Raw genomic sequence first — 12,385 nt, 5'->3', positions numbered from 1 at the left:
TTTAAAATACAAAACGCCCGATGAAGTACATCGAGCGTTTTAGTTAAAAAGTGTCAACCCATATCAGGACGGGTCATTTTGCTTACGCGAGCTTAAAACTTGTAATCAACACCAACGTACAGGCTGTCAAAATCAAAATCTTCGCTGCCACCGTTTTCGGCATCAATACTTACCGAAGAAGCACGGTAGCCACCAGATACAACCAAACCTGAAGCGAACTCATAACCAGCCTCAACACCGTAGTTAAAGCCTACATCACGACCATCATCGGTAACAGTGCTAGATGATTTCACTTCATAAGAAACACTCATTACACCAAGGCCAGCAATCGCACCAACATAGAAGCCTGTACCTGCAAATTGGTATTTAGGCTTCGCATTGAAATTGAACGCAGAAGCATCAACACTAAATTTAACCGGCCACCCCATGTAAGAAAATGTTTCTTCAAAGTCGCCAAAGTATATGTACTCACCTTCAAAAGCTAGTTTGAAGTTTTCTGAATATTGAAGCTCTTTACCTACAGCAAAGCTAAGACCTGTCGCAGAAAAATCTTTTGACAAGCTTTTAACTTTAAGATCTGAATTTACCAAATCAGCACCAACATACCAGTTACCTTTTGCTTGAACTGATGCTGAAGCAACCACTGCACCTAAAGCCAATAATGGCAATACTTTTTTCATTATAATTTCCTAATTTTTCATACTGTTAGACAGCTTTTAAAAGCGCGGAGATTATAAATAGAGTTGAATACTTTCCTATTGATTTGTTTATAAAATGAGACACAAAACATAAACATGAACAATAAAACGTTTGCTTGATTAAACTCTAAACAGCTCGAGTCCTATTAAGTACTAGAGTTACCACAAGTAGCAAGTTTCCAAACCAGTCGCGTTTTTCAGTATTTTTACAGCAATATAATCCTTACGTTTACGGCTTTATTTATTACTCAATAGAGTGTATTTCATGAAAACAAGTTGGCTTGATATGCTGATTTAAAGTGTTTAGGACTGTCTTACTAAAGGTTTGTGCATCTCTAAGTAGCTGTTTAAAATAGTCAGATTATTGAGCTCACACTTGGGCAGTGAGCAGTGCCGACGGGAAATTTACATGGCAAAGCTAAAAGATATCGCCATTGAAGCGGGCGTCTCACTTGCAACCGTATCGCGGGTTTTGAACAACGACCCAACGTTGAGCGTTAAAGAAGAAACCAAATACCGCATTTTGGAAATTGCAGAAAAACTGGAGTACCGCACCAGTAGCTCGAAGAAAGGCATCAAAGAAGTTAAGCAAAAACATCACTTTTTAGCCTTATATAACTACAAACAAGAAACAGAGGTGAATGACCCTTACTACTTATCAATTCGTCATGGGATTGAAACGCAATGCGACAAATTAGGTATTACGCTAACCAATTGCTATAACAGTGAAATTGATGTTGAAACGAAAAAGATAACAGGTGTCCTTTTAGTCGGAAATGTCGACCAAAAGGTAGTAGATAAATTACCTAAACGTCTAGCCGATAGCATCTGCTACATAAACTTTTCAGATCCAACCTGCCCTTATGATTGCGTTGATGTCGACCTTATTCGAGTCAGTAGGCAAGTAGTTGATTTCTTTGTACAACGAGGCTACCGCCGCATCGGTTATATTGGCGGTCAAGACAAGCACGACGCAGCTGACACTCGTGAAAATGTGTTTTTGGACTATGGCTATCTAAAAGGCGTGGTTGCAGAACAAGATATACACTATTGTGCCTGCTCTAGTTTGTCCGGTTATAACTTAGCGAAAGAGATGCTAGCCAAAGGTGACTTCCCGAAAGCAGTATTCATTGATTCAGACTCCATCGCGATTGGCATAGTACGTGCAATCCATGAATTTGGCTTAAAGATACCAGAGGATATTACGTTGATTAGTATGAATGATATTCCTACTGCTCGCTTTACCTTTCCGCCGTTGTCTACAATTCGTATTCACTCTGAGTTGATGGGAACTCAGGGAGTGAACTTACTGGTGGAAAAATACCGAGATGGACGCTTACTCCCTCTTCATGTATACGTGCAAACAGAGCTTAAACTACGTGGTACAACTCAATGATACCTTTTCCATTAATCTCTTTTATGAATTAAACCTGGAACATCCCCCCCCTAACCCAAGACATTCATTTTGCACAATCAGTACTGTTTCGGTGTAACGCCGATAACTCAGCGGGTAGTAAGAAGTTCAACAACAAATCACTCTAAGCACCATGAGTGCCCCAAATGTTTATCATTTAGAGGTGATGGTCGAAGAAACCAACTCGCGTAGCCAAATGCCTTTGTCTTCATTGTTTCGGCTGGAATGCCACAGCATAGCAATATCAAAATCCGCAACGGCGATCGGCGGCTTAACGGTAACGAGATCGTCCGAAAAGCCCTCCGCCAATGCCATTTTTTCTGGCACGATGGCAATGAGATCGCGCTTTTTCAATAGATGCCGAATAGTGAGAAAGTTGCGCGACGCCACGGTGACTTTGCGGCTCAAGCCATGTTCTGCAAGCTTTTGGTCTACTTGTGTCTTTAAGCTCCCATCGGGACTTACCAGAGCTTGCTCTATGTTCGCGAACGCTTCCAGAGACAGCTGTGTTTCCCCTTTCAATGCCTGTTTATCACACATACACACGTGTTTTTCCGTGTACAAGTACAAGCTCTCAAAGTTGTCATCCAACACTGGCATGCTGCCAATAATGACATCGATCTTTTCGTGCTCAGTTAATGCCACGTAGTTGCTACGATTGACGTTAATAAAACTGATCTGGGCCTCTGGTGCGCGCTGGCGTATTTCGTCATAAAGCCGAGGAGCAAAAATAAACTCGGCATAATCCGTTAATCCAATGCGACATACACCCGCGTAATTTTCAGGTTGGAAGGCAGACTTAGTGAGCAAGTCTTTGGCGATAGAATCCAACAAGTGATGCACAGTTGGCGCGATGTGGTGAGCGTGCTCGGTGGGCTCCATCTTGTGCCCTTTTCGCTCAAAAAGCGGGGCGTCAAACAACAACCTTAAACGAGACAAACTATGACTCATCGCCGACTGGCTAACGTAACTTTTCTCTGCCGCGACGCTAACGCTTCGATAGCGATACAAGTAGGAAAACGTCACCAATAAGTTCAAGTCAATGTTGCGCCACTGAATGTCCTCTTTCACTCCAACATCCTCATCCCATTTCATTCATAGATGAAATTAAAATCATCAATTTGAGTCATTTTAGAGCATTCGATAAATTAGCAACAATGCTTTTTAGATAAACAGGCTCGACATGTTCACCATATTCAAAACTTTTTTCTGGCTGGGTTGGTTCAGCTTCGGCGGCCCGGCGGCTCATATTGGTTATTTTCGCCAAACATTTGTTGAGAAACTGAAATGGCTTGATGACAGCGAGTACGCGCAAATTGTCGCGCTCAGTCAGTTTTTGCCGGGACCGGGCTCAAGCCAAGTTGGCTTTGCTTTAGGCTATAAACGTGGCGGTTTAGGTGGCGCATGCGCAGCATTTGTCGGATTCACGCTTCCTTCAGTGGTCATCATGTTGGCGCTGGCGATGGTGAGCAGCCAAATCACCGACACCGCAGTGTTCCAAAACATCGTTCACGGCCTAAAACTGCTCGCAGTCGTCGTCGTGGCGGATGCGACTTGGGGCATGTACAAAAACTTCTGCCAAAGCAAACTGACCGCGGGTTTGTGCATCGCGACTGCGATTGCGTTGCTGGTGGCACCAAGCATCATGACGCAAATGTTCGTGTTGATCGCAGCAGGTTTTGTCGGAATGCGGTATCTGAAGAAAGACTCCGCGCCATCAGCCGAGTCGTTTAAACCGTCTATCGCGCCATTGGCTCTATTTGCGATGCTTTTACTCGGCTTACCGTTAGTGGCTCATACGTTACCTTTACTTGGGCTGTTTAGTGATTTTTTCCAAGCTGGTAGCTTAGTGTTTGGTGGCGGTCATGTGGTTCTGCCGCTTCTGCAAAACATTGTTGGCGACCAGCTCAGCCAAGATGCATTTTTAACAGGCTACGCCGCTGCACAAGCTGTACCAGGGCCAATGTTCACCTTTGCGACTTTTATCGGTTATGAGCTTTCGGATACGCCAATTTTAGGTGCGCTGTTCGCAACGCTTGGCGTATTCCTCCCAGGGTTTCTTTTACTACTTGGCGTTCTTAAGAACTGGCAAGCACTGGCAGGAAAACCGCTGGTCTCCGGCGCCATCAACGGTGTAAATGCCTCGGTAGTAGGGTTACTACTCGCGGCACTTTACCAGCCAGTATTTAGCAGCGCAGTTGTTGCTCCCATCGACATGGCGTTAGTGGTTGCAGGTTTTTATCTACACAAAAAGCTCAACCTTTCGGTTCTGTGGATGATCGTGTTTTTTGTGGCGGCAGGCCTTGTCACGGGCATGATGTAGCCTGCTGATACGCCAACTATTGAATCCAGATAAACCACGGGTACTCAAATACGAGTGCCCGTTTTCTCAACTAAGCTTAATGATATTGGAAGGATAGAGATGACGGATCATCAATGGAACAAGACAACAATTACGAGCTCAACCTTAGCTGGCAGCAAAAAGCATCGGCTTTACTCACATCAGTAAAGAATGAGTTATTGAACGATAAGATTTTCTACACCTATTGCTTTATATCGACTGCTGTCATTTATCTTTGTTCTTTGTATCTCGATTTCCCTATCGATTACTCTTTTACCACTTACCTTGAAACACTCATACAAGCTTTGTATGTCACAGGTTTAAGCTGGTGTATCTACTATTATTTCTATCTCATACTGCGCAAAGAAAAACAGCCAGCAAAGCGCTTCATACGAAAACTGAAGCATCTTATTTTTCCGCTGTACCGACCTGTATCAGTGTTTGTTTCGATGATGGCACTCAACCTGATTTTCTCTAATCACACGTTTTTGAAATCGCTGATTCCAATCATCAATCCATTCAAGTGGGATCTGACCTTTGCGAATATTGATTCGTTGCTACACTTCGGGTTTGCTCCGTGGGAGTTGACCCATGCATTATTCTCCAATGCTTGGGCCTCATTAGGGCTAAATGTAGCCTACAACGCATGGTTTTTTTGTATGTGGGGCATACTCATCTTTTTCCTTATCTACAAAAAATACCCGTTGGTAAGGCAACAGTTTTTACTCACGTTCGCATTGTCTTGGATGATTCTTGGTGTCTTCTTCGCCACGTTGCTTTCTTCAGCAGGCCCATGTTATGTGGAGCTTATCACTGGAGATGAACAGTTTGTTCCTCTGATGAAAACGCTCGAAGTCCAAAGCCAATATCTTACCAATGTAGACGCTGGGCAATTGTGGGCATTGCCTACACAGCAATATCTTTGGGATGAGTACATCGCGAATGCCAATGGTATTGGCTCTGGCATTTCGGCAATGCCGAGTTTGCACGTTTCCATTGCTGTTTTGATGGCGCTATCAATTTATAGACTCAACAAAACCATCGGCTACTTTGCTTACGCTTTCGCAGTCATCATTCAAATCGGTTCGGTACATTTAGCCTGGCATTATGCGATTGATGGCTACCTCGCAACACTCTTGACGGTGATGTTATGGAAGATAGTTGGTTGGGCTTTACGGCGCTATGCTTCTTACCCTGAAAGAAGCGAATGACGGCTAATTGAACAAACACCTTTGCAACGGGCTACTCCCCATAAATGAAAAAGCCACTCTATCTTGCAGAGTGGCTTTCTTTTAAAAGGGTCTTCAAATTTATTGGAGAAGCGCGGTAGAGGTATCCCCTCGCTCTCTCACCATTGCCAATGCTCGTTCTAGGTTTTTATTTGCCAGTTCATAGTAGGCAGGGTTCTTATCAATAGCCTGTTGTAAATAAGGAATCGCCTCTCCTGGTTTGCCTTGAAGGATCAAGAAATAGCCAACATTGTTGAGCGCTTCGGGTTCTGTCATGTGTCGACTAAAAATACTCAGAGCTTGTCGTGGCTGATCTTTAGCTAAAGCAATGAGACCTAAATTATTGATTCCTCTCTCATCTCCTGGCTTGATACTTAGTGCGGCTTGAGTAAAGTGCGCCGCTTTTGAGTAAGCTTTTTCCATGTAGTAGGAGTAGCCAAGGCTGACCAAAGCGTTTACGTTTCTTGAGTCAATATCCAACGCTTTTCGAATTAACGCCTGCGCAATATCGTGGTCGCCACGAATGTCGTAAAGCACACCTAGACCGGAGTAAGCAGAGACTGGTGATTTATCATCATAGCGATATGTTGCAACGCTCTCTGCAGTAATGTTGTCTTTAGTGATGGTAGGATCGCCATCCATGCGAATTTGGTCAGCATTCAAAGCGCGTATGTAGTAGCTTTTCCCGACGTCCTTTTCTCCACGCTTCGTGTATAAAGTACCAAGCTCAGTCAGGGAGCCAATATGATCGGGGTTCTCAGCCAAAGATGCTCGAAATGATTTATCGGCGAGTTCTGAATTCTCCCTAGCTAAATGGATGCGCCCCACGGTGTACAAGGTTTTATCTTTATGGACCGCATTAGGGAAAGAGAGCGAGCGAATATATTCATACAAGGCTAAGTCGACATTTTTGTTGCTTAATGCAATATCCCCTCGTGAGATTGCCTCTTCCTCTGTTTTGGGAGGTTCATCATTAGTGAGAGACTCAACGGGCTTACCTGAGTACAGCGTTGAATCGAAATCTGATGACTGTTCAGTTGTTGAACATGCGGTAAGCACCAACAACGAGATGATGACGTATTTCTTAATCCACATAACGATCCCTATTTTGCTTTTTAATTAGAAAATGCCTCAGCCAATGAAATTAACGCAGGTCCGATAGCCACTATAAAAAAGCAAGGCCAAATAAATAGCACCATTGGAAACATCATTTTGACTGGGATTTTTGCAGCAATTTCTTCTGCTGCTTGTTGACGCTTATCCCTGTAGTCTTCGGTATATTCACGCAAGGAGTTGACTAAACTCCCCCCTATTCGAGAGGCATGGCTAAGCATACTTACCAGCCCCATTAATTCTTCTAACCCTGTCCTTAATACTAGCTCCCTCAGCGCTTCTGGCATTGGTTTGCCCGCTTTAATTTTGTTGCACACCGTATCGATTTCATCAGCAAGCTCTGGGTGAGAGATAACCAATTCATCAGCAACCCGACGCAACGCTGCATTAAAGCCAAGCCCTGATTCGGTACAAACCACCAGCAAATCAAGCATGTCGGGCACACCTGCACGAATCGCTTGCTGACGCTTGTTCACCATTCGACGTAAAATAAAATCAGGAAATAAAAGCCCAATAAATACGGATAACGCCATATACGTGTACAGGTATTTAGATTCCGGAACCGAGAAATACACCAGTGCCGCCACCATCACACCTAAGATCGTCGTGACCGATTTAATGGCATAAAACATCGATAATGCATTGCTTTCATGAAACCCAGCATGCATCAGCTTATTGCGTGTCGTTTGGCGCTCTTTTTCACTGGTTGGGGAAGTTAAAGGCGCTAACGACTCCAAGGTGTCTGACATTTTTTTGTTGTGATGAGAGACTTCTTTCTTATCACCAGACAATTCGGCTAACTTTCGTTTAATTGGCGAGTTAACCCCGATAATTATCGAGCCTAACGTCATCACAACCAACACTGTAGTGATGAGGATCAACCCCATAAGCAGTGTTTCTTGGCCGACAGCAAAATCGTTTAACCATCCTTGAATACTTTCCATGGCTACACCTCAATATTGACGATTTTACGAATCCAAAGCGTGCCGATAAACAACGCTACCATCCCACCAATGACCATTTTGATCCCCATTGGATGCGTGTGGAGTAACTCAATATACTCAGGTCGAACAAGGGAAATGATGACGTACAAACCAAAAGGCGCTAATACTAATACCCATGCCGACATTCGAGATTCCGCCGAAATGGTTTTTATTTTTCGAGCGAGTTTGAAACGAGCACGTAGGATATGGGAGAGCTTCTCAATGTTTTCGACTAAGTTACCACCCGTTTCCTTTTGCAGTAACACCGCACTGGAGAAAGCAAGCATAGATACGGTAGGAGTTCTCTCCGACATTTGCATAATCGCCAAGCGGAGGTCATAACCATAGTTGAGTAAGTTAAAGGTATTCATGAACTCAGGACCAAGCGGTGCACTAACCTCTCTGCCTACTTCTCCAAACCCCTGCGTAATTGGCTGCCCTGCCTGCAAAACTCGCTTGATGATATCGAGAGCCTCTGGCAGTTGCTCTTCAAATTTCATTAAACGATCAGCAATCCTTTTCTGTATGTAGAAGTAAACAGACACCCAGCAAGCAAACGCAACGCCAGCACAGAGGTACCAAACTTGCCCGAACAAGAACAGAAATAGACCAACAGCAGTCCCTCCGAGGAATGTGAGGAAAATAAACCGACTGAACCCCATGTGTATCCCAGCCAGTTCCAACTTCTTCTTAAAGTTATCGAACAGGCTAAACCTCACAAGCCATCGCTCTAATGGCGATAGATTCTTGAGCGAGTTTTCCCTTAATAAAGAAATACTCTCTTGATCAATATGTTTATGGCTTTCGTGTATCCGCTTGATTAATTGCTTATGCTTAACCTTTTTACCCGCAGAAGGCAGAATTAACGCTTGGCTAATAAAGAATACGGACAAAAACAGCAGTACAAGAAAAAGGGGGAATTGACTATCCATAGCAATCTCCTAACGGGCTTTTTCATTGAATATTTCAAATGGTACGTCTAAGCCTCGTTTTACTAATTGGTCATGGCAGCTTGGTACAATCCCTGTAGCCATGTAATCACCTAACACATTGCCTTCTTGATCGACCCCTCTTCTTTGGAAGGTGAAGATCTCCGACATGGTAATAACGTCACCTTCCATGCCATTGATTTCTTGTACGCTAACCATGCGACGTTTACCGTCTTCCTGACGATCCATTTGCACAACAATATTGATGGCCGACGCGATCTGCGCTCTCAAGTTTTTTGTCGACACATTCCACCCTGCCATCGAGAACATATTCTCAATCCGGCTCAACGCATCTCTTGGTGTATTCGCGTGGATAGTAGCCAAAGACCCATCGTGACCCGTGTTCATTGCGGATAGCATATCCACCGCTTCTGAGCCACGAACCTCACCAACAACTATCCGATCGGGACGCATACGTAGTGAGTTTTTTACTAAATCACGCTGAGAAATTTCACCCTTACCCTCGATATTGGAAGGACGTGTTTCCAAACGGATAATATGTGGCTGTTGGAGTTGTAACTCTGCTGAGTCCTCAATGGTTACAATGCGTTGGTCGCTAGGAATAAAGCTCGACAAAATATTTAGCGTGGTTGTTTTACCAGAACCTGTACCTCCAGAAATCAGGATATTCATTTCCCCCACAACCGCCGCATTAAGAAACTTCGCCATTTCAGGAGACAACGATCCAAGTTCTAATAGGTTATCCATATTCAAACGTTCAACAGCAAAACGTCGAATAGAAACTGAAGGCCCATCAATAGCAAGAGGAGGTATAATCGCATTAAAACGTGAGCCATCTTTGAGTCGAGCATCCACCATGGGTGAAGCCTCATCGATCCTTCGACCCACTTGGCTTACAATACGGTCGATAATATTGCGCAAATGGCGTTCGTCTAAAAAGGTGTGCGGTGTTTTCTCCAACTTACCAAAACGTTCGACGAAAATATTTTTCGGGCCATTTACTAAGATATCTGAGATTGTTTGATCTTCAAGAAGTGGCTCAAGAGGCCCTAGGCCGAACACTTCATCTTCAATTTGATGTATTACGCGGTTTCGCGCTTCTGAACTCAATGGGTGTGTTTGATCTTCCGCAATGAGCTGAACAACCGCTTCGCGCAACTCCTCTTTCGCGCGATCTTCTTGCAAGTGCGATAGAAGCCCGAGATCCAAGGTATCCAGTAGTTTCTTGTGGTAGTAGTGTTTTATCGAGAGATCTTGTTCTAATTGCTTTTTCTGCTCCTCGATCGCTTTCATCTTGGCTTCTACCGGCGACAAAGACTTTTGCTCATCTGACGAGTCTTCATCAGATTTTGCCAACTCGACATTCACAACTTTGGATTCTTTTGTTTCATCTACGGAATTGAAAGAACTCCCGACGCCTTTCCGTTTGAAAAACATAACTCCCCCTTACTAAGAAAATAGTTTTTTTATCCAACTTTGATTCTCTTTGGTCGGACTTTCTAATAAGTGCGATATTTCAGCCAAAGACGCTTTCAGCGCACTATTTTTCTTAGATTGAACAATTGGGTTGCCCAAATTAGCGCTCTCGATAGCAATAGCAAAGTTATTAGGTACTAAGTGTATTGCATGTCCACTAACCGCATTTTCAATGTCTTTCAACGATATTGTCGATTTCTTTTCAAAACGATTAACAATTAGTTCAACCTGATGACTACTTAAACCATAGTCTAATTCTAAAGAACGTATATAACTAACAGCATGCTTCACCGAGGTAACATTCTGTTGCAGAATCAAAAAAACATGTGTTGCCGGAGAAACAATTTGTTGGTAAACGTGCTCAACGCCATGAGATAAATCCACAATAATATGTGAGTAAAACTGCCTCAAAATAGGTAATAATTTACTAACTTGAACCGCATGCTTGTAATTACCTTTTGGATCATTTTGGTTAAAACACAAATAATTCAAACCTGAAGGATGCTGGTAGACTAGTCCTTCTAGTGATAATTCATCTAAATCATTAACAGAATCAATCACATCATTAATATTGTATTTAGGCTTACAGTTTAAATAATCAGCGGCATCACTAAACTGCATATCCAAGTCAACGAGCAACACTTTACTCTTAGCATAGCTTGATAATTCTATTGCTGTATTAATAGCCAAAGTGGTTGCTCCAGAGCCACCTTTTGTATTAATAAACAATGTTAGATCGCCCATTTTCTTATTGGCAATCTTTTCATCCGCGGTAGATTTTAATAAAGGATATAGCTCGCCAAAATCAACCGAACGAGACAAATAATCTGTTGCCCCAAGCCTTAATGCCATTTTAAGGGATGCAGTATCGTTCTCGTCGCCAAATACAATCAAAGCGGTATGATTATGCTGTAAACTGCTGTCACTAGAATAAACATGAGCCACTTTCTGAGCCCAGCTTTCACCGGTTTCAATATAAATGAGATCAGGAACTTGCTTATTTTTCACAAAGTCCAAGTTAAAGGTATCTAGCTCTATCCAATCAATATTTAGATTTACACACCTTGATAGTTCATCAGCAATGTGAATTTTAAAATTTGATGTAGAATAAACTATCCAAATAATCAAGTTAGTTTTTAAACTTTTATGTGTTTCATTATCCATTTTGACTGGTTTCAACATAAAGCTACTCCGCGGAACAATCCGAATAAACAGCTGGGTTATCAGCTTCAGGCTTTAATACACCTAAGCTTTCTGCCGGCAATACAGTTTCAAAAGCAGGCGTTTTTCCTACTGCACTAATAAGCGCAGCTAACACAAAAAACTTAAATTCATAATCAACTGCTCTTGCTTGAACATATTTTATTTTTGAAAACTGAGCATCTAACACTGTAGATGCTGCAGGTGGAGTACTCAAAAAGTCCGACACATCAACAGTTGCACCTGTATCGTCTAAATATTCGATTTGTAAATTATTAGCGGTAAAACCTGAAGGATATAGACTCTCCAAAGCTTGATGATTAGGTATTTCATCACGTTCAGAAATAAAACAAACCGTAGCAAGTCGTGCCGCTCGCCTGGTAATTTCGTTGACCATTTGCACTGAATAAAAGTAGATTGCAAACTCAATAATCATGAACAGTACTAACATTACCGCAAGTGCAATTAACGAAAACTCAACTTGGGTCAGTCCTTTCTGTTTCCTTATCCATTGTTTCATGGGCTAGTCCTCATTGACGCAGAAGAGCCAATACTGAAAGCCAAAGAGGTTCCGGTAAAAGGTAAGGTTGAGAAAATAGGCTCATAATTATAAGTAGCCGATATGGTGACAACCTTATTGGTGTCCGTTGGTTGAGTCACAATAATGTCAGCAGCTTCAATATAGTCGATTACCGGCGTACCAACGCCACTCGGCGTGCCATAGATCACCACATTTTTAATATCAGATTCTTCAGCTATGCCTTCAAAATCTAACGTGCCATAAGTATCAACCACGGCATACCGTGCGCCATTTTGCAACGCTTTGTTGACCTCTGTGTATTGAATAAAAGCTCGGCTCACGTCGATAACTAATACGGTCAGCATCAGTAGCACTGGCAATGCAAGAATAAACTCTATAATTGCCAGTCCTTTCTGGTTAGCCATCTTTTTCATCTGATGCTTTCTATTGGAGTACATCAT

General features: G+C 42.8%; 12 protein-coding genes. 3 read left to right on the top strand and 9 right to left on the bottom strand.

Annotation, left to right across the window (positions count from 1 at the left end):
* Positions 1 to 92 precede the first annotated feature (92 nt).
* Positions 93 to 680 carry an outer membrane beta-barrel protein gene (locus R7P74_RS14705; protein WP_005380175.1) on the bottom strand — a complete coding sequence of 196 codons (588 nt, stop codon included), beginning with the start codon at positions 678 to 680 and terminating at the stop codon, positions 93 to 95.
* 427 nt (positions 681 to 1,107) lie between these two features.
* On the opposite strand from R7P74_RS14705, the gene ebgR reads away from it, so the two are divergent.
* Positions 1,108 to 2,094 (top strand): transcriptional regulator EbgR, encoded by a 987-nt coding sequence (ebgR, locus tag R7P74_RS14700; RefSeq protein ID WP_149192403.1) that lies wholly within the window; start codon positions 1,108 to 1,110, stop codon positions 2,092 to 2,094.
* A 171-nt stretch (positions 2,095 to 2,265) separates the two neighbouring features.
* Here ebgR and R7P74_RS14695 read toward each other — a convergent pair whose 3' ends face one another.
* Positions 2,266 to 3,183 (bottom strand): LysR family transcriptional regulator, encoded by a 918-nt coding sequence (locus R7P74_RS14695; protein WP_406707374.1) that lies wholly within the window; start codon positions 3,181 to 3,183, stop codon positions 2,266 to 2,268.
* Positions 3,184 to 3,295: 112 nt separating this feature from the next.
* Between R7P74_RS14695 and chrA the strand changes: the two genes are divergently transcribed.
* Together chrA and R7P74_RS14685 are read left to right on the top strand one after the other, a co-directional pair.
* Complete coding sequence (gene chrA, locus R7P74_RS14690; RefSeq protein WP_225473665.1) at positions 3,296 to 4,435, top strand: chromate efflux transporter; 1,140 nt, start codon at positions 3,296 to 3,298, stop codon at positions 4,433 to 4,435.
* Positions 4,436 to 4,548: 113 nt separating this feature from the next.
* Positions 4,549 to 5,664 carry a phosphatase PAP2 family protein gene (locus R7P74_RS14685; protein ID WP_213912240.1) on the top strand — a complete coding sequence of 372 codons (1,116 nt, stop codon included), beginning with the start codon at positions 4,549 to 4,551 and terminating at the stop codon, positions 5,662 to 5,664.
* 99 nt (positions 5,665 to 5,763) lie between these two features.
* Here the strand turns inward: R7P74_RS14685 and R7P74_RS14680 are convergent, their stop codons facing one another.
* Genes R7P74_RS14680 through R7P74_RS14650 form a run of 7 tightly spaced genes read right to left on the bottom strand, consistent with a single transcriptional unit; the run spans position 5,764 to position 12,385 of the window.
* On the bottom strand, positions 5,764 to 6,777 hold the full coding sequence (locus tag R7P74_RS14680; RefSeq protein WP_005386465.1) for a tetratricopeptide repeat protein: 1,014 nt from the start codon (positions 6,775 to 6,777) through the stop codon (positions 5,764 to 5,766).
* 20 nt (positions 6,778 to 6,797) lie between these two features.
* The gene (locus tag R7P74_RS14675) at positions 6,798 to 7,739 is read right to left on the bottom strand and encodes a type II secretion system F family protein (RefSeq protein ID WP_005386462.1); all 942 of its coding nucleotides are present in this window, start codon (positions 7,737 to 7,739) and stop codon (positions 6,798 to 6,800) included.
* A 2-nt stretch (positions 7,740 to 7,741) separates the two neighbouring features.
* Positions 7,742 to 8,710: a type II secretion system F family protein gene (locus R7P74_RS14670; RefSeq protein WP_046875024.1), complete on the bottom strand. Its 969-nt coding sequence runs from the start codon at positions 8,708 to 8,710 to the stop codon at positions 7,742 to 7,744.
* 9 nt (positions 8,711 to 8,719) lie between these two features.
* A complete protein-coding gene (locus R7P74_RS14665; RefSeq protein ID WP_005386456.1) occupies positions 8,720 to 10,165 on the bottom strand; it encodes a CpaF family protein in 1,446 nt (481 codons plus the stop codon).
* A 12-nt stretch (positions 10,166 to 10,177) separates the two neighbouring features.
* The gene (locus R7P74_RS14660; RefSeq protein WP_005386455.1) at positions 10,178 to 11,386 is read right to left on the bottom strand and encodes an AAA family ATPase; all 1,209 of its coding nucleotides are present in this window, start codon (positions 11,384 to 11,386) and stop codon (positions 10,178 to 10,180) included.
* 4 nt (positions 11,387 to 11,390) lie between these two features.
* On the bottom strand, positions 11,391 to 11,924 hold the full coding sequence (locus R7P74_RS14655) for a TadE/TadG family type IV pilus assembly protein (protein WP_005386454.1): 534 nt from the start codon (positions 11,922 to 11,924) through the stop codon (positions 11,391 to 11,393).
* Positions 11,921 to 12,385, bottom strand: coding sequence for a TadE/TadG family type IV pilus assembly protein (locus tag R7P74_RS14650; protein WP_031781046.1), 465 nt, complete (start codon positions 12,383 to 12,385; stop codon positions 11,921 to 11,923). Before R7P74_RS14650 ends, R7P74_RS14655 begins: the two co-directional genes overlap by 4 nt.

It is taken from the genome of Vibrio sp. 2033, from assembly GCF_033339735.1.
Note: the sequence above shows the minus strand (reverse complement) of the source record. Positions and strands in the feature narration are given on the sequence as shown.